The 26,664-nt window shown below is 54.4% G+C and carries 24 protein-coding genes; 15 read left to right on the top strand and 9 right to left on the bottom strand.

Going from position 1 to position 26,664, the window contains the following annotated elements:
- Positions 1–121 precede the first annotated feature (121 nt).
- A complete protein-coding gene (locus tag SD425_RS15315) occupies positions 122–718 on the bottom strand; it encodes a peroxiredoxin (RefSeq protein ID WP_324670817.1) in 597 nt (198 codons plus the stop codon).
- 392 nt (positions 719–1,110) lie between these two features.
- On the opposite strand from SD425_RS15315, the gene fbp reads away from it, so the two are divergent.
- A complete protein-coding gene (gene fbp / locus SD425_RS15310; RefSeq protein ID WP_324670816.1) occupies positions 1,111–2,136 on the top strand; it encodes a class 1 fructose-bisphosphatase in 1,026 nt (341 codons plus the stop codon).
- Positions 2,137–2,228: 92 nt separating this feature from the next.
- Here the strand turns inward: fbp and SD425_RS15305 are convergent, their stop codons facing one another.
- From SD425_RS15305 to yihA, 3 genes are all read right to left on the bottom strand, one after another.
- Positions 2,229–2,765, bottom strand: coding sequence for a DUF5606 domain-containing protein (locus SD425_RS15305; RefSeq protein ID WP_324670815.1), 537 nt, complete (start codon positions 2,763–2,765; stop codon positions 2,229–2,231).
- A 64-nt stretch (positions 2,766–2,829) separates the two neighbouring features.
- A complete protein-coding gene (locus SD425_RS15300) occupies positions 2,830–3,264 on the bottom strand; it encodes an energy transducer TonB (RefSeq protein WP_324670814.1) in 435 nt (144 codons plus the stop codon).
- A 70-nt stretch (positions 3,265–3,334) separates the two neighbouring features.
- Entirely contained in the window at positions 3,335–3,952 is a 618-nt protein-coding gene (gene yihA / locus SD425_RS15295) for a ribosome biogenesis GTP-binding protein YihA/YsxC (RefSeq protein ID WP_324670813.1), read from the bottom strand.
- A gap of 443 nt (positions 3,953–4,395) precedes the next feature.
- On the opposite strand from yihA, the gene SD425_RS15290 reads away from it, so the two are divergent.
- From SD425_RS15290 to SD425_RS15270, 5 genes are all read left to right on the top strand, one after another.
- Positions 4,396–6,669 carry an OmpA family protein gene (locus SD425_RS15290; RefSeq protein WP_324670812.1) on the top strand — a complete coding sequence of 758 codons (2,274 nt, stop codon included), beginning with the start codon at positions 4,396–4,398 and terminating at the stop codon, positions 6,667–6,669.
- A 127-nt stretch (positions 6,670–6,796) separates the two neighbouring features.
- A complete protein-coding gene (gene ubiE / locus SD425_RS15285) occupies positions 6,797–7,525 on the top strand; it encodes a bifunctional demethylmenaquinone methyltransferase/2-methoxy-6-polyprenyl-1,4-benzoquinol methylase UbiE (protein WP_324670811.1) in 729 nt (242 codons plus the stop codon).
- The gene (locus SD425_RS15280) at positions 7,474–8,277 is read left to right on the top strand and encodes a porin family protein (RefSeq protein WP_324670810.1); all 804 of its coding nucleotides are present in this window, start codon (positions 7,474–7,476) and stop codon (positions 8,275–8,277) included. Before ubiE ends, SD425_RS15280 begins: the two co-directional genes overlap by 52 nt.
- Before the next feature lie 97 nt (positions 8,278–8,374).
- On the top strand, positions 8,375–9,124 hold the full coding sequence (locus tag SD425_RS15275) for an SDR family NAD(P)-dependent oxidoreductase (protein ID WP_324670809.1): 750 nt from the start codon (positions 8,375–8,377) through the stop codon (positions 9,122–9,124).
- An 88-nt stretch (positions 9,125–9,212) separates the two neighbouring features.
- Entirely contained in the window at positions 9,213–11,144 is a 1,932-nt protein-coding gene (locus SD425_RS15270) for an acyl-CoA synthetase (RefSeq protein WP_324670808.1), read from the top strand.
- A 28-nt stretch (positions 11,145–11,172) separates the two neighbouring features.
- Here SD425_RS15270 and SD425_RS15265 read toward each other — a convergent pair whose 3' ends face one another.
- Together SD425_RS15265 and SD425_RS15260 are read right to left on the bottom strand one after the other, a co-directional pair.
- Positions 11,173–12,735: an ABC transporter permease/substrate-binding protein gene (locus tag SD425_RS15265; protein WP_324670807.1), complete on the bottom strand. Its 1,563-nt coding sequence runs from the start codon at positions 12,733–12,735 to the stop codon at positions 11,173–11,175.
- Complete coding sequence (locus SD425_RS15260; protein WP_324670806.1) at positions 12,723–13,790, bottom strand: ABC transporter ATP-binding protein; 1,068 nt, start codon at positions 13,788–13,790, stop codon at positions 12,723–12,725. Before SD425_RS15260 ends, SD425_RS15265 begins: the two co-directional genes overlap by 13 nt.
- Before the next feature lie 127 nt (positions 13,791–13,917).
- Here SD425_RS15260 and SD425_RS15255 point away from each other — a divergent pair, with 127 nt between their 5' ends.
- The 6 genes from SD425_RS15255 to SD425_RS15230 all read left to right on the top strand — a co-directional run bounded on the left by SD425_RS15255 (position 13,918) and on the right by SD425_RS15230 (position 19,889).
- Positions 13,918–14,928 (top strand): DUF1028 domain-containing protein, encoded by a 1,011-nt coding sequence (locus SD425_RS15255; RefSeq protein WP_324670805.1) that lies wholly within the window; start codon positions 13,918–13,920, stop codon positions 14,926–14,928.
- Positions 14,929–15,101: 173 nt separating this feature from the next.
- A complete protein-coding gene (locus SD425_RS15250) occupies positions 15,102–15,644 on the top strand; it encodes a histidine phosphatase family protein (RefSeq protein WP_324670804.1) in 543 nt (180 codons plus the stop codon).
- 54 nt (positions 15,645–15,698) lie between these two features.
- Positions 15,699–16,994 carry a serine hydrolase domain-containing protein gene (locus tag SD425_RS15245; RefSeq protein ID WP_324670803.1) on the top strand — a complete coding sequence of 432 codons (1,296 nt, stop codon included), beginning with the start codon at positions 15,699–15,701 and terminating at the stop codon, positions 16,992–16,994.
- 103 nt (positions 16,995–17,097) lie between these two features.
- The gene (locus SD425_RS15240; RefSeq protein WP_324670802.1) at positions 17,098–18,492 is read left to right on the top strand and encodes a M20/M25/M40 family metallo-hydrolase; all 1,395 of its coding nucleotides are present in this window, start codon (positions 17,098–17,100) and stop codon (positions 18,490–18,492) included.
- A gap of 93 nt (positions 18,493–18,585) precedes the next feature.
- Positions 18,586–19,128, top strand: coding sequence for a 2'-5' RNA ligase family protein (locus tag SD425_RS15235; protein WP_324670801.1), 543 nt, complete (start codon positions 18,586–18,588; stop codon positions 19,126–19,128).
- Positions 19,129–19,292: 164 nt separating this feature from the next.
- Positions 19,293–19,889: a short chain dehydrogenase gene (locus SD425_RS15230; RefSeq protein WP_324670800.1), complete on the top strand. Its 597-nt coding sequence runs from the start codon at positions 19,293–19,295 to the stop codon at positions 19,887–19,889.
- Between the two features lie 237 nt (positions 19,890–20,126).
- On the opposite strand, the gene SD425_RS15225 is transcribed toward SD425_RS15230, so the two are convergent.
- From SD425_RS15225 to SD425_RS15215, 3 genes are all read right to left on the bottom strand, one after another.
- Positions 20,127–20,936, bottom strand: coding sequence for an OmpA family protein (locus SD425_RS15225; protein ID WP_324670799.1), 810 nt, complete (start codon positions 20,934–20,936; stop codon positions 20,127–20,129).
- Positions 20,937–21,157: 221 nt separating this feature from the next.
- A complete protein-coding gene (locus SD425_RS15220; RefSeq protein ID WP_324670798.1) occupies positions 21,158–22,558 on the bottom strand; it encodes a M56 family metallopeptidase in 1,401 nt (466 codons plus the stop codon).
- 2 nt (positions 22,559–22,560) lie between these two features.
- Positions 22,561–22,926, bottom strand: coding sequence for a BlaI/MecI/CopY family transcriptional regulator (locus SD425_RS15215; RefSeq protein ID WP_324670797.1), 366 nt, complete (start codon positions 22,924–22,926; stop codon positions 22,561–22,563).
- A gap of 297 nt (positions 22,927–23,223) precedes the next feature.
- Here SD425_RS15215 and SD425_RS15210 point away from each other — a divergent pair, with 297 nt between their 5' ends.
- The 3 genes from SD425_RS15210 (at position 23,224) to SD425_RS15200 (ending at position 26,478) form a co-directional block, all read left to right on the top strand.
- Positions 23,224–25,011 (top strand): S8 family serine peptidase, encoded by a 1,788-nt coding sequence (locus SD425_RS15210; protein WP_324670796.1) that lies wholly within the window; start codon positions 23,224–23,226, stop codon positions 25,009–25,011.
- Positions 25,008–25,727, top strand: coding sequence for a hypothetical protein (locus SD425_RS15205; protein ID WP_324670795.1), 720 nt, complete (start codon positions 25,008–25,010; stop codon positions 25,725–25,727). The genes SD425_RS15210 and SD425_RS15205 overlap by 4 nt, the downstream gene beginning before the upstream one ends.
- A 160-nt stretch (positions 25,728–25,887) precedes the next feature.
- Positions 25,888–26,478 (top strand): hypothetical protein, encoded by a 591-nt coding sequence (locus SD425_RS15200; protein WP_324670794.1) that lies wholly within the window; start codon positions 25,888–25,890, stop codon positions 26,476–26,478.
- Positions 26,479–26,664 lie beyond the last annotated feature (186 nt).

The raw sequence follows: 26,664 nt of genomic DNA, 5'->3' as shown, positions 1-26,664 counted from the left end.
CGGGAGCTAGGAGCTTAGTTGGTAAGAATGCAAAAGTACGTGTTTGCCGACCTTCCTAAGCGAAAGAAGCTCTGGTGCCACGCACCAGAGCTTCTCCTAAAGGCGGAATGAGCTAGCCGCACTAGCGCAGCGCGCCTTGTGGTGTGGGTTCTTTCCAGTCGACGGGACAAGCTTCTCCGTTGGTTTCAAAAAATTGCAGCGCCGCTACCATGCGCAGCGCTTCGTCGATGCTGCGCCCCAGCGGGCGGTCGTTCACGACCTGATGGCGCACAATCCCATCTTTATCAATCAGGAACCAGCCTCGGTAAGCCACTGGGGAGCCTACAAAGACCATTTCGCCGGCGTCGTTGTAGTCGTAATGACCACCCAGCACGTCGTAATTGGCCGAAATCGTCTTGGTCGCGTCAGCTACCAGCGGGTACGTAACACCCGCCACACCGCCTTGGTTACGCGGAATCTGGTACCAAGCTAGGTGGGCATTGTGCGAATCAGTGGAGCAGCCAACTATCGCTACGTTCTTGGCCTCGAACTCGGCAAGACGATCCTGAAACGCCAACACTTCTGTGGGACAGATAGCCGAAAAGTCAGAAGGATAAAAGTAAAAAAGGACGTGCTTCTTGCCTAGGTAGCGGTCGAGTGAAAACTCGTCTTCAATATTGCCGTCGATGACAGCTTTAGCGCGGAAAGATGGAGCACGTTTACCAACGAGAACGGCCATGATAGTCAGAGGGATTAGGTGAGAAAAGGCAGGTAGATGAAGTAGACTGCCTGCCGAAAGTTGCCGCGCGTACCATGCAACGACAAAGCAAGGAGGCTTTATAACTACTTGCCTTATACCACGCATTAAGCAAAACAGTTGGCTCATGCACTAGCCTTCCCGGTGCCCTTTTATCATTTAACCAATGAGAGCCACTGTTGAGCTCCAGTTTCGTTATTTTCCCGAAAGCAAAAGGAGGCTCTAGTTAAGCTAAGCGCTATTCTTCGTCAAAGGAGCTTCTTTCGCTTGTCTTTCTGGTAAAATCTCTATTGTCATACGGCAAAGTTCTATTACTGAAAGCCGAAAAAGCTTACTTTTGACCATAGACCCATTGCTCATTTCTTTACCTTTTTATGGATCATAACTCACTGGCGCTGCCTGTTGGTACTACCCTCGACCGTTTTATTATGCGCAAGCAGGAAGATTTCCCCTACGCAACGGGTGAACTCTCTCAGTTGCTGCGCGATATTGCTTTAGCTACTAAGATTGTTAATCGTGAAATTAATCGCTCGGGCCTAATTGATATTGCAGGTGCTTATGGCAACCGCAACGTACAAGGTGAAGATCAGCAAAAGCTAGATGTAGTGGCTAATATTCGCTTCATCCGGGCTCTGCGTAATGGTGGTGAGGTGTGCACCATTGTTTCGGAAGAAGATGAAGAAGTAATCCAGACTGGCAACAACCAAGGCAAATACGTAGTAGCCATGGACCCGCTGGATGGTTCCTCCAACATCGACGTTAACGTTAGCATCGGTACTATTTTCAGTATCTACCGGCGTATTTCTCCCACCGGCACCGTGGGCAATGAGCAGGACTGTCTCCAGCGGGGTACCCACCAAGTGGCGGCTGGCTATGTAATTTATGGCTCCAGCACCATGCTGGTGTATACCACTGGCAACGGCGTAAATGGCTTTACCTACGAGCCTTCTCTAGGTGAATTCTTCCTCTCGCACCCTAATATCACCATCCCGGCTAGCGGCACCGTTTATTCGATCAACGAAGGCAGTGCCGAATCCTTCTCCGAAGGGCTGGCGGCTTTCATCGCACATTGCAAGAAGCAAAGCTATTCGGCACGCTACATTGGGTCGTTGGTAGCCGACTTCCACCGCAACCTGTTGAAGGGCGGTATTTATATTTATCCGGCAACCAAAAAATCGCCCAGTGGTAAGCTCCGCTTGTTGTACGAGTGCAATCCGTTGGCTTTCATTGTGGAGCAAGCGGGTGGCAAGTCCAGCAACGGCTATACACGAACAATGGAAATCGAGCCTACCGGCTTGCACGACCGTTGCCCAGTTATCATTGGCTCCAAGGAGTTAGTGGAGAAGGCCGAAGAGTTTTTGGCTGCTGAACACTCCGAAGCTCCCATTGTAAATAGCTAAGCCATCAAAGGTACCTAGCTTCTATCTATAACAAAGAAGGCCGCTTGCATACGCAAGCGGCCTTCTTTATAAGGGCAAGACGAAAGAGGAGTTTAAGCGCTCTTCTCAGTAGCTTCTGGATTGGCAGTTGCATCCGAGTCAGCTTCCGTCGGAATGATACCTGCGGTGCTTAGTGCTTCGTCGTCGGCTGGCTGCTCTTGCTGTGTTCCAGCATCTTCGCCTGGCGTGGCGGCTTCTTGGTATTCCAAGCGGCTGCTAACGGCGTGGTACCACGTCACCAATTTCTTGATGTCGGACAAGTACACGCGCTGACGGTCATAGTCAGGAATGATGTCGCCCATGAAGGCTACCAAGTCCTGATCATTCGACTTGTTGCTCAGCGGTAGGGCTGTGCCGTACTTCTGATACACCCGGTCAAACACTTCTGTTAGCGGTACCGTTTGGTCGTAATCCTCGGTGTAAATAGAGATTTCGTGCAAGAGCGAAACCTTGTTGCGTGCCGAAGCTACCGAACGAGTGCCGCGCTCGTCAAGCGATTCGATGATGACGCCAGCACGGGTTGGACGCACTAAGCGGTAAAGACCGGGCATTCCGCTAATGGCGGCAATTTCCTTCAGGTCGTAAGGCATGGAAAAAGAAAGTTAGTCAAGGATACAAAGGTAGGAGAGAAGACGTCACCGCGACGAAGCTAGCCTACAACTTAAAGACAATAGGCAAGCTCGTCAGGATGGCGTAGTCAGGCTTTTTAAACTGAAGCAGCTTCGCCACACGCAAGGCTTCTTCGCCGCAGCCGCCGCCCACGCCTTTCACCAGCTTAACGCCCGACAGCGTGCCATCCGTATTCAGCGTGAAGCTCACGATGCAAGTACCCTGAATTCGGTTGCGTTTGGCCAAAATGGGATACTTCAGTTCCTTTTCTATAAAAGCATACATAGCTTCCTGGCCGCCCTCGTAGTATTCGGCCACGGGAATGGACTTACCAACGTGGCCGGGGGCCGGAGCTGCGGCTTCAGTCGCTGGAGTGGTTTCAGGCGTAGGCGCAGGCGATTTAGATTGAGCTTTCTGGGCAAAAGCTGGGGCCGTGGCCGCCAACAAACCGAAGGCCAGCGCAAACGTGATTTTTTTCATGTTGTGAAAACGAAAAAAGAGAAGAAGCAAAAGGAAAAATGCAAAGTAGGAGGGCAATTAGAAGGCCAATTTAAGAATTCTCAGCCGCCTGAGCCAATTGCCGGTTTACGTCTTCAATAAAGTTGAGTACCTCATCCCGGCCCATCTTTTCAGCAGCAGAGGTGACAAAGTGCCGTGGCAGTTCGTCCCAGCTCTCCTGTAGCTTAGCTAGGTAGCTTTTCACGTTTTGATGCGCCCGGCTCCCCGACATCTTATCGGCTTTGGTAAACACCAACACGAAGGGGATACCTTCGGTGCCCAGCATATCAATAAATTCTAAGTCGGGCGCGAGTGGTGCATGGCGTGAATCGATCAGAACGAACACACAAGCTAGGCTCTCGCGCTTACGCAGGTAGTAATTGATCATCTTTCCCCACTGTGCCCGCGACTCTTTACTCACCTTAGCATACCCATAACCGGGTAAGTCCACCAGAAACCATTCATCGTTGATCAAGAAGTGGTTAATCAACTGCGTCTTTCCTGGTAGCGACGAGGTTTTAGCTAGGCCGTTTTGTCCCGTCAGCATATTAATTAATGAAGACTTGCCGACGTTGGAACGGCCAATAAAAGCGTATTCAGGTAACGTAGGGGGCGGGCATTGCTCGACTCGCGAGTTACTCATCACAAACTTTGCTTCGCGAATGATCATAGACAACAAATCAGGTTAGTACCGGCAAAGGTAGAAGAATCGGAAAGCCAGTAGAGGACATAAATTTCTAATAATACCCTTGTTGTTAATGTTGTAGCCCTATATTTGCGCGAATTGGTGAGTAAGTTCGACAGTGTTTCTCGTAAGCTCTGTTGGATTCTACTATGGTATAGTATCCAACTTACTTCAATAGGATACTATAAAGATTGTATTATGAAATTTATATCTTTGCCCATTATACTACCTCAATTTTTCATAGTTACTATGAGAAGCTAGTGAATAGTTGGAGAAGTGATTTTGTGTTATTATCCTCTCAAGCATTCTCCAGTTTGCCTCAACCCTAGAACCGGTTTTCAGTATAAAACGCATTTCTAGAAGGGACGGCAGGTATTTTGCCTGTAATCCTTTCTTTGTAACCGATTATTTTCAAACTCCTCCTAACAATGGACAACTTAGTCAGAAGGTTATTGAAAGCCTCTTGCGCCTTAGCGCTGGGCGCAGCTATGGCCCAGCCAGCGCTGGCCCAGAGCACGCGCAAGCAGCTAAAGACCGCAAATAAGTTCTTCGATCAAGAGAACTACCGGGCCTCCATCCCTTACTACGAGCAAGTGTTGGCCAAGGAACCGAATAACGCTCAAGCGTTATTCCGAGCCGGTATTGCCTACATGTCCTTTGACAAGGAAAAGGCTAGCGACTATATCTATAAGGCACAACGTCTGAAGCCGAAGGTGTCAAAAGATGTTGAGTATTGGCTCGGCCGCGTAGATCACCTCAACTATAACTTTGATGAGGCTATCACGCACTTCCAGGCGTACAATGCTACGCTCAAAAAGAAGACCGATACTCGCAAAGCGGAGTTGGCTCAACTGATCCAGCACAGCAAAAATGCCAAGGTACAGTTCAACAGCCCTAAGGATATTTTTGTAAAGAACCTAGGTCCGACCGTCAACACGCAGTATTCGGAACACAGCCCGGTTATCTCTACTGATGACAAGCTGCTTCTGTTTACTTCTCGGGGCGAAAACGTAACAGGCGCAGGAAGTGCCAACTCTAAAAAGGGTGGGAACGTCGCTTCCGATGGTGAGTACTACGAGGATATTTTTGAGACCCACCGCATCGACGATGACGAATGGGAAAAGCCTCGCTCCCTGAGCGGCGCGCTCAACGGCAAAGGCCACGATGCATCTACGCAGCTGTTCGACAACGACACGAAGCTGTTGATGTACCGTCAGGACGAAAATGGAGACATCTTCTATTCTGAGAAGGCCGGTGGTGACTGGAGCCCTCCTAAGAAGTTGAACGGCAATATCAACTCAAAAGCGTATGAAGGTGACGCTTACATTACCCCTGATGGCTTAACAATCTACTTCTCGACGGGCAAATACTCGGAAGACGGTACGCTTGACCTGTACTACGCTACACGTCAGCCTGGTGGTGACTGGGGAACGGCTAAGACGCTGGGTAACGCAATCAATACCAAGTATGACGATGATAGCCCGTACCTGAGCCGTGATGGCAAGACGCTGTATTTCAGCTCGCGCGGCCACAACACCATGGGTGGCTACGATATCTTCAAGTCGCAGTGGGATTCGGTAGGCCGTAAGTGGGGCCGTCCTGAAAACATGGGCTACCCCGTTAACACGCCTGATGATGACATCTACTACCGCTTGAGCCCGGATGGTAGCTATGCTTATTTGTCGAGCTACCGCATTGGTGGTTACGGGGAGAAAGATATCTACACGATCAACTACATCAAGAACATCAATATCCGAGGCAAGGTATTTAGCGCCCGTGATAGCAGCTCGGTAATCCCAGGCGTAGAACTGGTGTTCACGGGAACACAGGCCGACAAAACGGCCTTGAGCTACCGCGACGTAACCAAGCCGGAAACGGGTGACTACGGAGTAAGCGTGCTGTCGGGCCGTACTTACCAGGTAGCGGTGTCGAAAGACGGACAGAATATCGTTACGGAAGAGTTTGCCGTACCAATTTCGACCAACGATTCGACGTCGATTACCAAGAACTTCTACGTGCCGTATGTTGACACGACTAGTCAATCAGCTTACGCGTTCAAGAAGATCTACTTCGAGACTGACAAGTACAACCTGCGGCCGGAGTCTATCACAGAGCTAGACAATATTGCTAAAATCCTGAAAGCTAACCCCGGCCTGAACATTTCGGTGGAAGGTCACTGCGATTCACGCAACACCGACGAGTACAACATGGAGCTAGGCGACAACCGTTCGACGGCTGCCTACAAGTACTTGTTGAAGAAGGGTGTATCGGATGCGCGTTTGGTGACGGTGAGCTATGGCGAACGTCGTCCGGCTGCTCCCAACGACTCGCCGGAGAACATGCAGCTGAATCGTCGCGTAGAGTTCCGGGTGATTCTGAAGGAAGGCGAAACTGCTCCCACGATTAATCCTGTATCGTCAGGAGCTACCAGTACGAGTGCTTCTTCTAACGTAGCACCTGCCACCAGCAGCTCTACTCTGACAACCACAACGGCACCGCTGCAACCTGGCAAGACCAAGATAAAGCAGGCTGATGGCACGAAGATCAAAACCAAGGTCGATGAAAATTCTGACAAGGTAAAGGTGAAAGCTAAAGGCCCGCAGGGCGAAGAAGCAAAGACCAAAACCAAGAACGGAACCATCGACTCGAAGGCCAAAGACGCTAACGGCGAAAAAACTAAAGTGAAGACTGACAACGACTAAGCCAGTTCACACATGCTTCCAGCGGGCCGGGCATTACGCCCGGCCCGTTTTTTTTCAACATAATCGTGGGCAAGGCGTTATGTTTGAGCAATTCGCCCATCCATTTTTCGTTCTTGGCTTCAGAAGTATGACTGTTGTACCTTACAAAGACGATGCTGCCGGCAAGAAAACGCAGGTAGCCCAGATGTTTAACAGCATAGCTGGTAAATATGACTTTCTGAATCACTTCTTAAGCGCAGGTACCGATATCTACTGGCGACGTAAGGCTGTGAGCGAGCTAAAACAACTACGCCCAGCCCGCATCCTAGATATAGCAACAGGTACGGCTGATTTTGCTATTGAGACCCTGCGAGCCGCTTCGCCAGACGCCCAGGTGACGGGCGTCGATATTTCCGAGGGAATGTTGGATGTGGGACGGCGCAAGCTAATTGACAAAGGGCTCACCAACCGTATTCACCTAGAGCTAGGTGATTCGGAGAACCTGCCGTTCCCCGATAATCACTTCGATGCAGTGACAGCTTCGTTTGGAGTGCGTAATTTTGAAAATCTCAAAAAAGGTCTCGCTGAGATGCAGCGAGTGCTACGACCTGGTGGGAAAGTGGTTATTCTGGAGTTCTCCAAACCCACCGCTTTTCCGCTGAAGCAAGCGTACAATTTCTATTTCCGGCACATTCTGCCGGTGTTTGGTAAACTAATTTCCAAAGACCGCGCCGCCTATACCTACCTGCCCGAATCGGTGCAGGCTTTCCCGGATGGGCCCGCTTTCCTTTCCATCTTGGCGCAAGTTGGCTTTAAAAACCCCGCATGGCAACCTCTTACGTTCGGCATCAGCTCCATCTACACAGCTCAAAAGTAACGCGCTTCGCGCTAGGAGCCCTAGCGGCGGCAGTTATTACATTTCCTGGTCATGCTCAAAATAAAAGCCGCACCAAGTCTAGCCGCACCAAAAGTGGTCATGTAAAATCCATTACGACGGATAACCTGCCGGGCTATGATGACAAGTGGTTTCACCCTGGCTTTTATATAGCCCCAAACTTTTCCCGCTACCAGATTCAGCAGTCGCCTAGCTACATCCAAGCTATTAACAGCGGACAAGGCATTTCGGCGAATGCGCTGGTTAGTCCGGGCTTCTCGGTGGGCTTTGTCGGTGACGTGCGCTTGGCGGAATACCTGACCTTGCGTTTCACGCCAGGGGTTAGTTTCTTGTCGCGCCGTATTGAGTTTACTAACCAAGGCTACTCGGGACAAGATACCATTGTAACCCAGGAGATTGGCTCTACGCAGATCGATTTGCCGGTGCTGTTCAAGCTGCACTCACAACGGCGGCGCAACACGCGCGTGTACGTGGTAGGTGGCATTCGACCTAGCTTCAACGTGGGTAACCGCCGCAAGAACCCCGAGCTTTTCAAGTTGCGCGCCGACGATACGGACCTGACCCTGGAATATGGTGTAGGGCTAGACCTGTTCTACCCCTTGTTTAAGTTTGCACCAGAGCTTCGCTTCTCGAGTGGTTTAAGAAACTTGCTGTTGCCCGGTACCGATGTTTACAGCAATAGCTTGCAACGCCTGACCAGCAACACCGTAACGCTGTATCTCACGTTCGAATAACTAATTCTAAATGGCTAAATGCTAAAATGGTTGAGTGTTCTGCTGATATACGGAACGCTCAACCATTTTAGCATTTAGCCATTCACTACTCCAAATCATGACTAAAACTGCTTTCATTACGGGCGCCTCGTCCGGAATAGGCCGCGCTACGGCCGTTGCTTTGGCGAAAGCTGGATTCCAGCTAGTGGTAACCGGTCGCCGGGCTGAGCGGCTCCAAGAGCTGGCACAAGAGCTAGCTCCTACACCCATCCATATTCTAACCTTTGATGTGCGCGACCGCGCCGCTGTAGAAGGTGCCGTAGCTAGCTTGCCTACTGAATTTCAAGCAATTGACGTACTGATCAATAATGCGGGTAATGCGCATGGGCTAGCTCCCATTCAGGAGGGAGACCCTAATGACTGGGACATGATGTTAGATGGCAACGTGAAAGGCTTGCTATACGTGAGCCGCGCGTTGCTCCCAGGCATGACCCAGCGCAAGCAAGGCCACATCGTCAATATCGGCTCAATTGCGGGGCAAGAGGCCTATGCGAATGGCAACGTGTACTGCGCGTCGAAAGCGGCGGTGGCTGCTCTTACCAAGGGCATGCGCATTGATTTGGTCCCGCATCATATCAGGGTGGCAGAAGTAAATCCCGGAGCGGTAGAAACTGAGTTTTCGGAGGTGCGTTTTAAAGGTGACAACGAGCGGGCCGCGAAAGTATACCAGGGCTATGAACCGCTACGACCCGAGGATGTAGCAGACGTTATTCAGTTTATGGTAACCCGGCCGCCCCACGTGAACGTGGCCGAGGTGCTGCTGCTGCCGACGGCGCAAGGATCGGCTACGCTGATCAACAAAGAGTAGCTGTACCCTAGCTTTTTACAGCCGAAATAGAGAATCCGGAGCAGAATGACTTATTTCGTTCTACTCCGGATTCTTTTGCTTCTACTGTATGCCTGGTTATCAGTCGCTCGCCGACATTGCTGCTATCGAACAAACGCCGCTTAGCGCGCGCCCTATTGCTTCTGATACGTTCGAAATGCTGCGGCGTGGCGCCACGCTGAACCCAGCAGCGGTTGCCTTGCGCTTTGTATTCAATGGCGAAAAGCCGACGCAGTCAGTTGATTTTAGTTACGCCGAACTGCTGAAACGCTTTTACCAAGCGGCTAATGTATTTCACACGTTGGGAGTTGGCGCGACCGACGTAGTGTCGTACGTGTTGCCTAATTTGCCCGAAACAACCTTCACGCTCTGGGGCGGACAGGCAGCAGGTATCGTCAATCCGATCAATCCGCTGTTGGAGCCCAACCAGATTGTTGAGATTTTGAATGCAGCGGGCACGAAGGTACTCGTCACACTTCGCTCGTTTCCGAAGACTGATATTTGGCAAAAGGTGGAAGCAGTGGCCGCTTTGGTACCTAGCCTCGAAACAATCGTGACCGTGGATATGCTGCCGTATTTGTCGTTGGTGCAACGGCTGGCGGTAGGAGCGATGCGTCTGGGCAAAGGTCGACCGTCGTTGCCGGGCAAGCGTGTGGTAGACTTCAGCCAACTGCTCGACCAACAGCCCCATGACCGGCTTCTGTCGGGGCGACAAATTGCGCCAACAGATACGGCTTGTTACTTCCACACAGGCGGTACCACCGGCACGCCAAAGCTAGCTCCGCTAACGCACCACAACCTGACCAGCATTACGTACAGTGCCGCGCAGCTTCTCGGCGACAGCAGCGAAAAGTTGGTGTTTTTCTGCGGGTTGCCGTTGTTCCACGTCAACGGGGTAGTTGTGACGGGCAGTATTCCGTGGTCGTTGGGGCATACGCTGGTGCTTGGGAGTCCGGCGGGGTATCGGGGACCGGGCATTCTGACCAACTTCTGGCAACTCGTGGAGCACTATCGGTTATCGCTGTTTAGCGGCGTTCCAACCATATTCACCCGGTTATTGGAGTTGCCGATTGGTAGCCGAGATGTAAGCTCGTTGCGCTATGCTATTTGCGGGGCCGCGCCCATGCCAGTGGAGGTGATTCGGGAGTTTGAGCGCCGCACAGGGTTGCGTGTGTCAGAGGGCTACGGCTTCACGGAAGGCTCTTGCATCAGCAGCGTTACGCCCTTAGGTGGAGAGCCAGTGCCGGGTTCAATCGGGCTGCGCGTACCATATCAGGAGGTGAAAGTGGTCGTGCTGGATGAGCAAACGGGTAAGTACCAACGTGACGCAGCCGTGAACGAGAGCGGCGTGCTAGTGGTGCGCGGTGCCAACATCTTCCAAGGTTACCTGCAACCCGAGCACAACAAAGGCATCTGGGTAGACACTGGCGACGGCCGTGGTGACTTCTACAACACCGGCGACCTAGGTCGGCAGGATGAGCGTGGCTACTTCTTCATCACGGGGCGCAAAAAAGAGCTCATCATCCGCGGTGGGCACAATATCGACCCCAAAGTAATTGAGGAAGCCCTGGCGCAACACCCAGCTGTAGCGCTGGCAGCCGCTATTGGCAGCCCCGATAAAGATGCGGGTGAACTACCCGTGGCTTACGTAATGCTGAAAACTGGGCAGCAGGCAACGGAAGCTGAGCTGCTAGGGTTTGCTGAAGCCAACATTCCTGAGCGGGCAGCCGTGCCTAAGCACATTTATATCGCCACAGAGTTTCCCCTAACGGCCATTGGTAAGATTCTGAAGCCGGTGCTGGTGAAGCAGGAAATCTGTCGCGTATACGGACAGGAGCTAGCGAAGCTCCCAGACATAACGGTCAGCAGTATTTCCGTGCGTGAAGATAAAAAGCAGGGCTTGGTAGCCGAGGTGAAAGCTACCGGTGGTACTGATGTAACCAATTCGGTTAAGCAGGCGCTAGGTGGTTATGCCGTGCCGTGCGAGGTGACGGCTGGCTAAAACGGGAGTACGAAGTGGGAGCTTCGCGTTATTTCCGCAAATACCTACTCAAATCGGATACCGACGCAATACCTAGCTGTGTCGCTTGTTGCTGCCGCATGAGCAAAGCGTAGGTGTTATTGAAGCCAATGGGCGCCAGCCACTCCAAGCCATAGCGACGCCGGAAGCCATGCTGCACGTACTGATACACCGCTTTCGGGTCACCGTGTAGCGAATCGATGGTGGCGGGAGAGGGCTGGAGCAGCACCAACAGACCGGTGCCGGTATATTCCGGATATAAGTCGATGGCGCCATTGCGAAGCGCTTCGAAGCAGATGCTGGTGCCACCTAGGCCCGTTTTGGTAGCCACGTCGAGGTTGGTGTAGCCGCGAATAAGTGACGCGTACATCTCGGCTAGGATGTATTGCTCCGAAAAGATCTTGGAGCCCAGCACAATAGTCGCTCCGCGCACAGGCTGTGGCGTACGCCATAAGCCACGCTTGCGCAGAAAGTCGAGAGCAACAGCACGGGGTGCTTCGTGTAGATAATCAACGCGGTAGTTTAGCTCCGTCATCACGGAGTCGTTGATTTGGCCGGCTAGCTTTTCCAGCACGGGCCGCAACTCGGGATGCTCCGTAAGTACGCGTTGGCGCACGACGGGCGCAGCGAAATAGGGCGGAAACGCCCGACGGTCGTCGCGGAGTACGCGCAGGTCATAGGCCTTGATACGGCCGTCTGTGGAGTAGCCGTCGATTACATCGACGTCCTTGTGGTGAGCAGCTTCATACACCAGCGCGGGCGCAATAACGACGTTGGGTACATCAAGCTGATATGTGCTGCGCACGCCTGGTAAACCATCAGCCCGGCCCACAAACTCCGGACTAAAGCCAGCCAGTAACTTGCCCGTGGCCCGAGGCAATAAGTAGAGTGCTGCTAGCAAGGGCAACACCACCAGCAACGCACCACCAACGCGCACCAACTTACGCGCACTCAGGTGCTGCAAACCCGCCAGCGCCGCATCAAAAACTAGTGCTAATCCCGCCGCCGGAATAGCGCCCGCCAGAATCATAGCCGGATTATTCAGCGCAATGCCACCGAAGATAAACTCCCCCAGACCGCCGGCCGCAATGTAGGCCGCCAGCGTAGCTACCCCTACGTTGATGACTGTCGCGGTACGAATGCCCGCGAATAAGACAGGCAAGGCCAATGGCAATTCTACGCGGCGTAGTATCTGTCCATCGGTGAGACCTAGGCCCCGAGCGGCTTCCACCACGGCGGGGCTCACGCCTTGTACACCTGCCAGTGTGTTGCGGATGATGGGGAGTAATGAGTAGAGGAACAGCGCAAAGATGGCGGGCTCGGGACCAATGCCGAGAACTGGAATCAGGAAGCCGAGCAGTGCAATGCTCGGTATGGTTTGGAGGATGCCGGTGAAACCTAGCACCGCCGGAGCCAGCCGCGGACGGCGCGTGAGCAGCAACCCTAGGGGTACACCGACCAACACCGCTAGCAACAACGAAGCAGCCGTCAGGCCGATGTGTTGGAGCGTTTGCTGACCTAGCTTACCCGCTTGCGCTTGCCAGAAAGTGAGGAGTTCGGTTAGCGTTTGCAAGCAGCCTCCTCTCGTTGTAAAGCTTCGCCAAAAGCAGACATAAGCCGCGGTAAATCAAGCTGATACTTATTGGTGGGTGAAGCATTGATATTGACAGAAAGCGTCTGATTGTCAACACCGTTTTCTAGTACCTCTATGCTATTGGGTGCGTTGCTCCCAGTGGTGTTTTCGTTCGTCAGATGCTCCAAGGCCTCTTGAATTGTAGCAGAAGGTTGCAGCATAATCGGTGAGCTAGCTGTGTTACTGTGGTTCCTCGACTCAGGCACAAACGGCAGGACATCGGCTAACCGCAGTGTGCGCAGTTGTAGGCTTAGCCGCTCAGCCGCGAAGAACCGGCGCACGAACGCATTAGCTGGCTGAAAAAGCAACTCCCGCGATGTACCGAGCTGCTGAATCTTGCCAGCATCGAGCAGCGCAATGCGGTCAGCTAGTTCGAAGGCCTCGATAACGTCGTGGGTAACCAGCACCACCGTTTTACGACGTAGCTCATCCAACTCCCGAAACTCCCGGCGGATGCTGGCTCGCGTGATGGGGTCGAGGGCACCGAAAGGCTCATCTAAGAGAATGATCGGCGGATCAGCGGCTAGGGCTCGTGCTAGACCTACGCGCTGTTGCTGGCCGCCCGATAGCTGTTGAGGATATTGATTAGCGAAGCGTTCAGGTGGCAAGTGCAGCCGCGTCAGCAGGGCAGTGGTGCGCTGGGTAATGGTAGCCGGATCTTGCCCGAGTAGGCGCGGCACAATACCCACGTTTTCGGCCACAGTGTAATGCGGCAGTAAGCCAACTTGCTGAATAACATAGCCCATGCCGCGCCGGAGCTCCTCGGGTTTCTGGGCGCGAACATCTTGGCCGTTTACCTCCACGCTGCCGTCTGAAGGTTCGATCAGGCGGTTGAGCATTTTGAGCAACGTCGTTTTGCCGCAGCCGCTAGGGCCAAGCAAGACCAACGTTTCGCCCGCCGCTAGCTCAAAGCTGACGTCTTGCACCACAGCTAGGTTGCCGTAGCGTTTGCTAAGATGTTGAACGCGGATAGCAGGAGGAGAAGGGAGAGACACAGGTAGCAAAGCCGGACAATTAGAGCCAGTAAGGTAAGCCGGATACGCCGAAACAACGCAGGTAGGCACGGCAGATGTCGGTTTGGCTTTATCTTGAGGGCCCGATTCATTCCAAGTTCTTCCTTTTATGTTGCCAAAACGCTTATCTGTTCTGCTCGCTGGCTTGCTGCTAGGTTTCACGCAGCTCGTTTTTGCTCAAGCTCCTACGGTTTACTCTACTACCAATCCGCTTGCGCATACCTTCTCCATCGTGGCGCGTGACCCTGCCACCGGCGACATGGCGGTGGCAGTACAAAGTCACTGGTTTTCAGTCGGTACGTCAGTTAGCTGGGGCGAGGCAGGCGTGGGCGTGGTTGCCACCCAGTCTTTCACTAATAAGTCCTTCGGGCTGCGTGGCCTAGCGTTGCTGAAGAGCGGCAAAACAGCCCAACAAGCTCTCGATCAGCTGCTGGCCAACGACGAAGGGCGCGACGTGCGCCAAGTTGCCATTCTCGATGCACAAGGCAACGTGGCGACGCACACCGGCCAGAAATGCATCGACGCGGCTGGGCACGTGAAAGGCACTCAGTTTTCGGTTCAGGCCAACATGATGCTGAACAACACCGTGCCCGCTGCCATGGCCAAAGCTTACGAACAGAGCGCCAGCCTGCCTTTGGCCGAGCGGGTACTAGCCGCCCTCGATGCTGCCCAAGCGGCCGGCGGCGATATTCGGGGGCGGCAGTCGGCGGCGCTGCTGGTCGTGCGCGGCAAAGCCACCGAAGGCGCCTGGGCCGACCGCCTGATCGATCTACGCGTGGACGATAACGAGGTGCCTTTGAAGGAACTACGCCGCCTGCTCAGCCTGCATCGCGCCTACGAGCACATGAACGCCGGCGACCTAGCTGTGGAGAAGAACGACGTACCCGGTGCCATCCGCGAATACCAAGCGGCAGAAAAGATGTTCCCGAACAACTTGGAAATGAAGTACTGGCATGCCATTTCACTAGCTAACAAGCAACAAGTGCCCGCCGCTATGGCGTTGCTGCGCCCTATTTTTAAGCAGGAGCCTAACTGGCGCACCCTCACCGAACGATTGCCTAAAGTTGGCTTGCTCACGGTAAGTGCCGCCGAACTGAAGCAAATCTTAAGTTTGAAGTAATTTCTCCACCGGTCCGCGCCATAGGGGCACGACTAGTAGCTGGCAAGCACCTGCAAAAGCTAGGTACTTAGCATCATTCTCACGATTCGGTTGGCGCTACTAGTCGACCGACAACAGCCTCAAACTAACAGACGGCTTCTCACCTAAACCGCCCTAATTCCATCCCATTTGCTATGCGCTTCTCCTTACTTTCTACTCTTTCATTGCTCTGGGTACTCACGGCCTGCAACCTCGTCCGGCAGCCTGAGAAAGCAGCAGTATCCGCTACGACCACCACTGTTTATTTGGTGCGTCATGCTGAGAAAGACACGACGCGGAGCCTCACTGATCCGCCCCTCACGCCGGCTGGGCGGCAGCGCGCTCTTGCCCTCCGCGACTCGTTGGCGTCGCGTAATCCGGTTGCTCTTTTTACCACCGACACGCGTCGCACCCGCGACACGCTGGTTCCCCTGGAAGCCGCCTTGCAGCTCACGCCCATGAGCTACGACGCCAAAGACCCGGCTAGGCTCGCGGCGCTCATTCGTCGCGAATACGCTGGCAAGAAGGTAGTTGTGGTGGGGCATTCCAACACGTTGCTGCCGCTCATTGAAGCGTTAGGTGTGACCCGACCCATGCGCGAGATTGCCGACGAGCGCTACGATTACCTATTTGAAGTGCGTCTGCCCACTGAGGGCACCGGAACGATAGGGGTGACGCGCTACGGAGCTAGGCGATAAGCCACTAAGATCACTAACTGTTCTCTCCAGTAATCCCCTCAAAACCTACCCTGAATGAAAGCAACCGCTACCGCTTTCCTACTAGCACTCAGCTGCCAACTCACGTTTGCTCAGCAGGGCACCTCACCTGTGCTGAAGGAGGCCAAAGCCGAGACCGTTGGCATGAGCACCGACCGCCTGCAACGTCTCGACCGAATACTGCAAGACTATACGTCCAAAAACTTGGCGCCTGGTGCCATTGCCTACATCGTGCGCGACGGCAAAGTGGTGTACAACAAAGCCTTCGGAGTAGACGATGTGGCCGCGAAGACGGCGCTACAGCGCGACGCTATCATGCGCATTGCTTCCCAAACCAAAGCTATAACGAGTGTCGGAGTGATGATGCTCTACGAAGAAGGCCGCTTTCTGCTCGACGACCCCATCTCGAAGTACATCCCAGCCTTCGCTAACCCGAAGGTGCTCGCTACCTTCAACGAGAAAGACTCTAGCTACACCACCGTGCCAGCCAAGCGAGAAGTGACGATCCGCCAGCTGCTCACGCACACGTCAGGTATCGGCTACGCCGTTATTGGCAGCAAAGAAATTAAAGCCATTTACGCCAAAGCGCACGTTCCCAGTGGAATCGGGACATCAGAAGGTTCGCTGGCTACGGCTATGAATGCCCTAGGTCCGTTGCCGCTTGTGCATCAGCCAGGCGAGCAGTTTACCTACGGGTTAAGCGTCGACGTGCTTGGCTACCTCATTGAGGTGCTGTCGGGCCAGTCGCTTGACGAATACTTTCGCCAGCGCATCTTCGAGCCGCTGGGTATGAAGGACACCTATTTCTACTTGCCCGCTGCCAAGCAGGCCCGCCTAGCCACCCTGTACACCGAAGATGCTACGCGTCAAACTATCAAGATGGGTATGCGTGATGTCATGATGCCCGATCACCCCAAAGTTAAGGGAAGCTATTTTTCGGGCGGAGCGGGGTTGTCGTCGACCATTCAGGACTACGCTATTTTCCTGCAAATGATGCTGAACGGTGGCGAGTACAACGGTCGGCGCTTGCTGAGTCCGACCACCGTGCATATGATGACCATCAACCAAATAGGCGAGGTAGAGCAGGGGGGCGGTAACAAGTTTGGCCTAGGGTTCAGCCTGACGACCGCCAAAACCACTGGGCGCTTGGGCGAGTCGGAAGGCTCGTTTGAGTGGGGCGGCATATTTGGCACTACCTACTGGGTTGATCCAAAAGAGGGCATTGTGGCGCTGCTCTACACCCAGAAGTACCGCAATAGTTCTGCCAACATCCAGGACAAATTCCGGACGCTAGTCTACCAAGCCTTGACCTCTTCGCGGGTGGTACGCTAGCTTGTATTGAGCGCTAGGCGTGCAACCTAGGTTCGCTTTCCTTGTAATTAGCCGAGTCACGCCGGCTGCTGCGTGGCTGTTTTCTTTCCTCAATCTTACCTGAATGATGCATTTTGCTCCGCGTTGGCTTGCTCTGGCTGGGCTAGCTTTTGTTACAACCGTCACCTCCGTATCGGCCCAAACGGGTACCAAAATCGATTCGACGAACATCCGTAAGATCTACGACGAAGCGTTGCTGCGCGGCCAGAGCTACGAAAACCTGCGTCAGCTCACGGGCACTATCGGCGGGCGCCTGAGTGGTTCGCCGCAAGCCGCCCAGGCCGTGCAGTGGGGCAAGGTGACGATGGAAAAGCTAGGTGTCGACCGCGTGTATTTGCAGGAAGTAATGGTGCCGCACTGGGTGCGCGGCCCCAAGGAGAAAGGCCAGATAAAGCCAGCGAAAGGCAAAGGCTTACCGCTGAATCTTTGTGCACTGGGCGGCTCAGTGGGCACCAATGGTAAAATGCAGGCGGGTGTTGTGGAAGTAGATAGCTGGCAGGAGCTAGCGGCTATGCCCGACGACAAAGTCAAAGGGAAATTTATCTTCTATAACCGGCCGATGAACCCAACGTTCATCGAAACGGGCCGGGCCTACGGCGACGCTGGCGACCAGCGCCGGCGCGGAGCTATCGAAGCGGCCAAGCGCGGCGCCATTGGCGCGCTGGTTCGATCGTTGTCGCTGGCCCACGACGATTTTCCGCACACCGGCACCATGAGCTACGATGAGCAGGTGAAGAAAGTGCCCGCCGCCGCGCTCAGCACCAACGACGCCGACAAACTCAGCCAGCTTCTCAAAGCCGACCCCGGCCTGACGGTAGAACTAGAAATGGGCTGCCAGCAACTGCCAGAGGAGAAATCGTACAACGTAATCGGCGAAATCAAAGGCTCGAAGTACCCTAATGAAATCATTTCCGTCGGCGGCCACCTCGACTCTTGGGACCTAGCGCAAGGCGCCCACGACGATGGTACGGGTTGCGTGCAAAGCATGGAAGTGCTGCGGCTGCTGAAAGCCACTGGCTTGCGCCCCGAGCGCACGGTGCGCGCGGTGTTGTTTATGAACGAAGAGAACGGCACACGCGGGGGCAACAAGTACGCTGAGCTAGCCAAGGCGGCCAATGAAAAGCACGTAGCTGCCATGGAGTCGGACGGCGGCGGCTTCACGCCCCGCGGTTTTGGCATCGAAGGCTCGCCTGAGGTCGTGACCAAAGTACAGCAATGGAGCCCCTTGTTCACGCCCTACAAGAGCGAAGAAATCGGACCCGGCCACGGCGGCACCGATATCGGGCCGCTCAAGGAACAAGTGAAAGCCCTCATCGGCTACGAGTGCGACGATCAACGCTACTTCGACATTCACCACACCGCCGCCGACACGTTCGACAAAGTAAACCGTCGCGAGCTGGAGCTAGGTGGCGCCAGCATGGCCGCGCTGATCTACCTGATCAGTAAGTACGGACTGTAGCAGCTTAGTGCCCAAAACCCGCCTGTTGGCTCCTATACCACGTATAGCGAGCTGCCAGGCGGTTTTTTATGTACTCTACTTAAGCTAAAGCCAGTGAACACGCTCTATTTAGTTGCCTTGCTGCCGCCGGAGCCCGTATTTTCGGAAACGTGGGCGATGAAGCAGGAGGTGAACCGACTCACGGGTAGTCGTAATGCGGTGCGCTTGCCGCCGCACATCACCCTCATTCCGCCCACGCGCCAACCGGATGAGTTCGAAGCTAGGTGCACGGCCGCGCTAACCGCGTTTGCCACCGCGCAGCAGCCCCTGACGGTTGGTTTACACAATTTTGCCTGGTTCGGCAACCGGACGTTGTTTGTGCACGTGCGCGAAGCAGTGGCGTTGAAAGCCTTTCACGCAGAGCTTACTGACTGGTGCGCCACGCACTTGCCCGAGGTGCCCCGCGAAAGTCGGCCATTCACGCCGCATCTCACTCTGGCTACGCGTGATTTGCCGGCGGCGCAGGTGCCAGAGTTGCGTCAGCTCTTTGGTGCTCGTTCGTATGAGGCCACCTTTGCCGTGCAAAACTTTACCTTGTTTCGCCACAATGGACAGCAGTGGCAGCCAAAAGCAACGTTTGAGCTAGGTGGTAGCTAACGTAGGATGCGCACGCCGCGGTGCCTGCTTGCTGTGGCTGTTCGCAAAGCCTAAGCTGTAGAACTGTAAGTGTGCTGATGATCAGCAGATAAGCGGCGATAGTACGTACCGGCGGCGGGCATGATAACTCGTGAAGTATTCTCTTTATTCGTTATCCTTATAGCATGAAAATCATCATCGTCGGTGCTACGGGCACCATTGGCAAAAAGGTAACAGCCGCGCTGGAGAATGACCATGAGCTTGTGAAAGTCGGATCGAAAAGCGGCGATGTGCAGGCTGATATCACGTCGTCGGAATCTATCGAAGCCATGTACAAGCAAGTCGGCGCGTTCGACGCGCTGATCAGTACTGCAGGTGGCGCGCACTTCGGCCCGCTAGCTAGCATGACGGCTGCCGATTTTCAGAAAGGGCTTAATAACAAACTGCTAGGACAGATCAATCTGGTGCTCATCGGTCAGCAATACATCAACCCGAAAGGCTCGTTCACGCTATCGTCGGGCATCTTATCGGATGATCCTGTTCGCAACGGGGCCAACTTAACAACTGTCAATGCGGCGATAAATGCCTTTGCGCGCGCCGCCGCCATTGAGTTGGAGAATGGCGTCCGCATCAACGCCGTAAGCCCTGGCTTGGTAGAAGACTCGGCGGCTATGTTGCCCGGTTTCCCCGGTCACGCGCTGGCGAAGATGGATGTGGTGGTAAGAGCCTACTTGAAGAGCGTGCTCGGCGCCCAAACCGGGCAAGTATATCCGGCAGTTTAGCGCTGCTGACCTTCGCTAGTCAAGGCTGTATGCTCAACAAAAAAGCCCAACTGCCTAGGTAGTTGGGCTTTTGCAGTTCCGGGTCGCTACGTTGCTAACGCAGCGCTGCGGCCTAGAGGCTTGCATGGTATGCAGCGGTAGAACAATTTCTGAGCAAGGAAATTTCCTAACCTCTTAGCAAGCCTAGCACAAGTGCGTAGTTCAGATTTCGCGTGCTGCTCGGAAAGGCCAGCCTGCTTAGTTGGCTTCCAAAATCTGGAAGAGTTCGTCTAGCTTGGGCGTCAGGATGATTTCCGTTCGACGGTTGAGGGCTTTGTTGGCCGCGTTGTCGTTAGCTGCTACCGGCGAGTATTGCGAGCGGCCCGAGGGTGTTACTTGCCCAGACGGCAAGCCCGCCTCCGTCAGAATACGCGTGATTTCCGTGGCCCGCAATACGCTCAAATCCCAGTTGTCTTTCATCCCCGCAATGCGAGCAATCGGTACGTTGTCGGTGTGGCCTTCCACCAGCACGTTCACGTCCTGGTTGCCTTTCAGGGCTTCAGCTAGCTTGCGCAGCGCATCCACACCTTTGGGGTCAACCTTCGTGGAGCCCGATTTGAACAACAGCTGCTCGGAGAGCGACACGTACACCTTGCCGTTTTTTACGTTTACGGTCAGATCGTTGGCGTTGAAACCTAGCAGCGCGTCGCCTACTTTTTGGCGCAGGGCCTTCACCGCCGCGTCTTTCTGGTCGAGAATGCGCTGCATCTCAGCAATGCGCGCTTCCTTGGCTTTCAGGTCTTCCTGCGTGGCTCCTAGGCTGGAGTTGAGCTGACTAACCTGCTGGTTCTTGCTCTGCAAGCTAGCTTTCAAGGCTTCTTCGGTTTGGGCACTTTGCTGTTCCAGTGCCGTTTTTTGGGCTTGTAGCTGGTCGCGGGCGCTCGTCAGGTCCGAATACTGTGCTTGTAGTGCTTTGTACTTCTTCGATGGAACGCACGAAGTACCCGCGCTCAAGAGGCCCACACCCAGCATAGCTGTCAGCGCGGCGCGGGAGAAGGGTAGGTTCATAGAAAAGAACAGGTAAGAAGGTAAGACATCTGTTGCACCCTCAAACGACGCGCCTTTTGAAAGCGTTGTCGAGCTAGGGCTGGGCAAAAGTAATAGGATTCGCCAGTGCTTGCCTGCTTCACGAATCGGGAAAGCGAAAAGGATTGTAAGTACCTAGAAAGCAAAAGAGCGGAAACATCATGTTTCCGCTCTTTCATCTACTCTCTACAATGAAGGCTGTTCTACTTGGTCGTGACAAGAATAACCCCATTCTTGCCCTTCTCGCCATACTGGTCAATGGCTTTCTGTCCTTTTAATACTTCCATTCTATCAATGCTCTTCACGTCCAAGGCTTCGGCCGCTTGGGTGGTAGATTCCTGGCCGTTTACCACTATCAAGACGTTGGCGGGGAAGTTGGCTTTTTCTTGATTACCAGTAGTTGTTACCTTAATGTTTGCCGAGTTCGGGTCTTGGCCGGTGGCCGAAAGGGAGTAGCGCTGCTTGAAGCGCTGAACTGCTTCCGAGTTCTTATTCGCCTTTGTGATGATGCTGATAACGCCGGCTGTCTTAACGCTGAAGAGCTTCTGCGCTTGTTCGCCCTTGAATATGCTCATGCTTTCGATAGTAGCGGGATCCATGGCGGCTAGCACGGATTTATCGCTTTCACGGCCGTCAATGAAATAGATCATATTATCGGGCAGTTTGACGTCGCGCTTTTCCTTGGCTTCGGCGCTGATGTCCACCGTTGTTGGTTGGGCAGCGGCTGTGCTCGGTTCTATTTGCGGCTTCGAGCAGCTGATGGTTGCCACGATTAAGCTAGGTACCAGAAGAGCGTAGGCGAACAGGGTCACCGACGAGGAGCGTTGTTTGTTCATCATGAGGATACGGCTTTTAAGGGTGCGAAATGTGAAATGATTGGCCAGCGCCGCAGTCGGAGCTAGCTTACTGAGCTTAACAAGATTGTACTGGTAGACTTTGGCGTCGAGCAGACCCGTGCGCAGCACGGCGCGGTCGGTGATAAATTCCAGGTTGTCCTGCACGGCGCGACGTAGCCACCACGCGGCCGGATTGAACCAGCAGAAAGCCTGTAGTAGCTGCGCTAGCAGCACATCCAGCGTGTGCCACTGTTGCACGTGCACCTGTTCGTGGCGAAGAATCGCCGGAAGTTCGGCCGCGGTGTGCTGGTCGGGATTCAGGTAGATAGTTTGCCAGAACGAAAACGGATTGACAGGCGCCGCCACTTGCCGAAAAGCTAGCCCCTGCCAGCGCACCAAGCGAGAATGCAGCCGCACCCGGTAAAGGGAGGCTAGCTGAAGCAAGAACCTCGTCAGTAGTAGCCCAGTGCCAGTCCAATAAAGAAGAACCAGCATGTGCCAGTAAGGGAAAGGCTGCGCAGCCGGGCCAGCCAGTACCAAAGGCGACCAAGCCATGGGTAGGAGTGGGGCTGGGATGGGCTGCCGAAACCAGCGCAACAAGGCATCCGCTTCTGCGAAGGGATACATAGTGGCAAACCCAAACGCAAACAGCATAAACCAGCGGTTGAGCCCGTAGAAGGTGAGCCGACGGAGCACTAGGTAGTACGCTGCGCAAAACAGCAGCAAGGCCCCATTTACCTGTAGCAAGTATACGAGTAAGGCTGGCATCGCTATTCCGGCTTTTTTTGCTCGATCATGCGAATAATTTCTTGCAACTCATCGGCGCTGATCTTCTGCTCCTTAGCAAAAAAGGAAACCAGCTCTTTGTAGGAGTTGCGGAAATAGTCGCTCACGAAGCTGCTCATAAACTTGCGGCGGTACTCCTCGGCCCGCACGAGCGGCGTGTAGCGGTAGGAGTTACCGAGCTTGGCGCCCTGCACGTAGCCTTTGCGCTCCAGATTGCGGATGGTAGAAGCGAGGGTTGTGTAAGGCGGCGTAGGAACGGGAAGGCGTTCGAGTACATCTTTTACAAAGCCGCCGTCGAGCTGCCACAGCACCTGCATGGCTTCTTCTTCAGGTTGCGTTAATCTCTCCATAGTTATTACGATTTTTTCGTAATACTACGAATTTTTCGTAATAACGACTAATACTTCGACTATTTATTTTGTGAGCTAGGTGCTCGGCTGCTCAGATACAGCACAGCAAAAGAGGCTGACAGGGTTGTCACGGGCAGAAATTGCGTTCTACTGTCACGATTAGTTAGGTCAAGAGCGGCGGGATAACTATCCTAGGAAGGAAGCGTAACCGCTGAGCGGTAGCATTGCTTGTTATTCGAAGAAAGCTGCCCTACTTGCAGCCTGCTTCTCCGTAGCTTATCCTTCTATATTCGTCATTTGCGTATTCTGCTTCGCTTTTTTGCTGATTTATCGCGCAGCCTAGCCGCTAGTTTACTGCTTCTGAGCGCAGGAGCAGCCCACGCGCAGGCGGCTAAGCCAACCGTGCATTACTGGGTTTTTCTGCGCGATAAAGCAGGTATGCGCTTGCAGCCGGCTACCTACTTTGCACCGCAGGCGCAAGCGCGCCGCCAACGCCAGCACCTGCCGGCTGCCGATAGCACCGACTTCCCCGTGCGCCCCGATTACGTGCGCCGCGTGCAAAACCTAGCCGATACAGTGACCTACGTAAGTCGCTGGTTCAATGCTGTGGCCTGCCAAGCTACGCCCGCCCAAGCTGCCGCGCTGCGCCAACTATCCGGCGTGCAAGCGGTAGTACCGCGCACCACCATCGACCTAGCGCCCGCCAGCCACGCCGAAACGGTCGCCTCAACTGAAAAGGAGCTAACCACCGCCGATCGGCAGCTTGCCCGCCGCCAAACGGCGAGCCTAGGTGCGGCCGCGTTCAAGCAGGCCGGACTCGCGGGCCGCGGGCTACGCATCGCCATCTTCGACGTAGGCTTCTTGGGCGTCGACCGGCATCTAGCTTTTCAGCACCTGATGCGCGATAAACGCGTTGTTGCTACGCACAATTTCGTGCGGGAGCACACGTCAGTGTATGCCAGCGGGCGACACGGCACCGAGGTGCTGTCTTGCATTGCCGGCCTTCTGCCCGATGGTACACCTTTGGGGCTAGCGCCCCAAGCAGAGTTTCTGCTGGCCCGTACCGAACGCCTCTACCGCGAACTGTACGTGGAGGAAGAAGCCTGGCTAGCCGCCGTCGAGTGGGCCGACCGTAACGGTGCCGACATCATCAACTCTTCGCTGGGCTACACCAACCGGCGCTATTTCCCTGAGCAGATGAACGGCCGTACGAGCTTAGTCGCACGGGCCGCCGAGCTAGCTGCTCGCAAAGGCATCCTTGTCGTCAACGCTGCCGGCAACGATGGCGATGATGATTGGCATACCATCGGTACGCCCGCCGATGGCGACTCCGTGCTAGCCGTCGGTGGTCTCGACCCCGATACGTACTTGCATATCGACTTTAGTAGCTATGGTCCGGCGGCTGGCCGACGGCTAAAGCCAAACGTTTCGGCCTTCGGAACGGTGCTAGCTGTTGCGCCGGGCGGTGGGTACGTGCGCACGCAGGGCACCTCGTTTTCGAGCCCGTTGGTAGCTGGCTTTGCGGCGTGCGTCTGGCAGCAAAATCGTCAGCTGCCCGTTATGGAGCTATTTGCCAAGGTTCAGGAATCGGCTACGCTGTATCCTTACTATGATTACGCCCATGGCTACGGCACTCCACAGGCGTCATTCTTTGTGGCCAAGCCCGGTAGTTCGGTCCCCGCAGCGGCTCCTTCTTTCGACTTGGTACGGCAGGATAGCCTGCTCGTCGTTATCATCCGACCGACGGCCGCCTTCGTGCCGGCCCATACACTGCCGCTTTATGCTGATTCGGTAGTGGCCGTCACACCAGATAATCTGTCTGGCAACGTGCCCGCCGTGGGACGCGAGGAACCCATCGGTACGCCTGACGCGAAGACACCCACTGATGACTCATCTACCGTGCCTCTAACTCCACCCAACTATTTGTACTGGCACCTAGCCAATAAGCAAGGCGTACTACGTAGCTACGAAGTACGCGACGTGACACAGCGCGCAGTGTTGCGCATTCCGTTGCGCCTGCTCCAGCCCGGCGACCTTGTCCGGGTGCATTATCGTGGGTATACCCAAAGCTACTTACAGCCATGAGAAAATGGCTGTTGCTCTTTAGTATAGCACTAGCGCACTTGCAAAGTGCTCCTGCGGCCTATGCCCAGCGCGTGCTGCTGCGCGCTGATGTGGCACAGGATACCTTGTCCACTCGCTCTGGCCCAAACCGGACCTATTTCAGCCACCTCTACCTAGGGTACGCCGTCGTGGTCGGACAAGCATCGGGGCCGGGCGCCGACTTACTATTTGGCCGGTCGGGGGAGATGCAGGTTGGGTTGCGTAATAAGGTTCGAGTTAATCAAGCCCTAGCCCTAGGTCTCGACGTGCGCTATGCTCGGCTTGGCTACTACCTAAGGCAAAACGACCGGAAGACGGTGCCAACGCCTGCTCGCTATGAGCGCGAACACCTGTCTTTGTCCCAGTTGCAGGGCGAAGCATTAGTTCGCCTAAGCGCCGGACGACGCGGCAATGCCATCGGCCGCTACGTCGATTTGCTTGGCTGGGGCGGTTGGGTCATGGGCTCGTCGCATTACTACCTAGAATCGGCTACGGCAACCGCTAAAAAACGGCAAGTAACTGAGCGTGGACTCAACTACGTGCAACGCTGGCCCTATGGAACGGGCGTGCGCCTAGGCGCGGGGCGCTATGCCATCACCGGCCGCTACCGGCTGTCATCCACTTTCGCGGGAGCCGCACAGAGCCATTACCCGGAGCTCCCGCGCTGGACGATAGGGCTGGAGCTAGGCTGGTTTTGATAGGCTGGCAGGGCCTATTTAGGTCAAATATTTACATATATAAAGATCCAACTGCACAATTTGGTACAAAATTGGCTGCTGTTCTGTATCATCTTAGCCGGCCAGCGGAGCGCTGCTGTTCCTTGCTGGATTCATACTGATGAATGTGGATTACTCTATTATGAAAAAACTGATTCTCCCTATGGCGTTTGTTGCTTTGCTGCAAATGACCTCCTGTATTACGACCGAGCGGGAAGTAGGGACTGGCAAAACATCCCAGAAGGCCTACAACCCAACGCCTGGTAATCGTATCACCAGCCGAAGTGTGCTGAGTAAGGTGAATGCGCAGCACTACTTTACAAGTGCCAAAGCCAAGGATCAGTTTGTGTTGGTATTGCGAGGCAGCAAAATTGTGAGTGGTCAAGCTAGCTTAGTTATTCTTACCAGCGCCGGCGATACGATTCGCAAGGAGGTAATTCCGGCAGCAGCTCTGCTCAAAGCCAGCGACCTAGATGACCCGCAAGCCGCCACCGTGCGCGACAAAGAAATTGCCATCCTGAAAACGATGAACAGCTTCTTTCACGAGGATCATTTCACCCAGCCTGCGATTCCGCGCTCGGCTGTTCCTCCGGCTAATGTAGATGCAAAAGCCTGGTCAGCCGTGCATGCCGATACCAAAGCCGTAGGGTTTGACTACATAGCTGCTGGCGGCAAAGAGCGCCGTATTGCGTATGCCAAAACATTGCAAAAGGCCGTCATTATTGCTGATTAAAGCTCAAACAGCGATAGATTGTAACGAAAAAAGCCCGCGTAAGCGGGCTTTTTTCGTTGCTCCTGTGAGCAGCACTAATCCGAAAAGTGAAGATGAACGGCCGCAATACGGTAGGGAGCTAAAAAGAACGCGGCGTAGCATGTCAGGAACAATGCTACGCCGCGCTTACTAATACCAATCACCACG

Source organism: Hymenobacter sp. GOD-10R (genome assembly GCF_035609205.1).
Lineage (GTDB): Bacteria > Bacteroidota > Bacteroidia > Cytophagales > Hymenobacteraceae > Hymenobacter.
The sequence above is the reverse complement of the archived record's forward strand: the minus strand, read 5'-3'. Positions and strand labels throughout refer to the sequence as shown.

Coding starts and splice junctions, on each gene's coding strand:
- SD425_RS15315 (WP_324670817.1), bottom strand. CDS start 718: ATGGCCGTTCTCGTTGGTAAACGTGCTCCATCTTTCCGCGCTAAAGCT.
- fbp (WP_324670816.1), top strand. CDS start 1,111: ATGGATCATAACTCACTGGCGCTGCCTGTTGGTACTACCCTCGACCGT.
- SD425_RS15305 (WP_324670815.1), bottom strand. CDS start 2,765: ATGCCTTACGACCTGAAGGAAATTGCCGCCATTAGCGGAATGCCCGGT.
- SD425_RS15300 (WP_324670814.1), bottom strand. CDS start 3,264: ATGAAAAAAATCACGTTTGCGCTGGCCTTCGGTTTGTTGGCGGCCACG.
- yihA (WP_324670813.1), bottom strand. CDS start 3,952: ATGATCATTCGCGAAGCAAAGTTTGTGATGAGTAACTCGCGAGTCGAG.
- SD425_RS15290 (WP_324670812.1), top strand. CDS start 4,396: ATGGACAACTTAGTCAGAAGGTTATTGAAAGCCTCTTGCGCCTTAGCG.
- ubiE (WP_324670811.1), top strand. CDS start 6,797: ATGACTGTTGTACCTTACAAAGACGATGCTGCCGGCAAGAAAACGCAG.
- SD425_RS15280 (WP_324670810.1), top strand. CDS start 7,474: ATGGCAACCTCTTACGTTCGGCATCAGCTCCATCTACACAGCTCAAAA.
- SD425_RS15275 (WP_324670809.1), top strand. CDS start 8,375: ATGACTAAAACTGCTTTCATTACGGGCGCCTCGTCCGGAATAGGCCGC.
- SD425_RS15270 (WP_324670808.1), top strand. CDS start 9,213: ATGCCTGGTTATCAGTCGCTCGCCGACATTGCTGCTATCGAACAAACG.
- SD425_RS15255 (WP_324670805.1), top strand. CDS start 13,918: ATGTTGCCAAAACGCTTATCTGTTCTGCTCGCTGGCTTGCTGCTAGGT.
- SD425_RS15250 (WP_324670804.1), top strand. CDS start 15,102: ATGCGCTTCTCCTTACTTTCTACTCTTTCATTGCTCTGGGTACTCACG.
- SD425_RS15245 (WP_324670803.1), top strand. CDS start 15,699: ATGAAAGCAACCGCTACCGCTTTCCTACTAGCACTCAGCTGCCAACTC.
- SD425_RS15240 (WP_324670802.1), top strand. CDS start 17,098: ATGATGCATTTTGCTCCGCGTTGGCTTGCTCTGGCTGGGCTAGCTTTT.
- SD425_RS15230 (WP_324670800.1), top strand. CDS start 19,293: ATGAAAATCATCATCGTCGGTGCTACGGGCACCATTGGCAAAAAGGTA.
- SD425_RS15225 (WP_324670799.1), bottom strand. CDS start 20,936: ATGAACCTACCCTTCTCCCGCGCCGCGCTGACAGCTATGCTGGGTGTG.
- SD425_RS15220 (WP_324670798.1), bottom strand. CDS start 22,558: ATGCCAGCCTTACTCGTATACTTGCTACAGGTAAATGGGGCCTTGCTG.
- SD425_RS15215 (WP_324670797.1), bottom strand. CDS start 22,926: ATGGAGAGATTAACGCAACCTGAAGAAGAAGCCATGCAGGTGCTGTGG.
- SD425_RS15205 (WP_324670795.1), top strand. CDS start 25,008: ATGAGAAAATGGCTGTTGCTCTTTAGTATAGCACTAGCGCACTTGCAA.
- SD425_RS15200 (WP_324670794.1), top strand. CDS start 25,888: ATGAAAAAACTGATTCTCCCTATGGCGTTTGTTGCTTTGCTGCAAATG.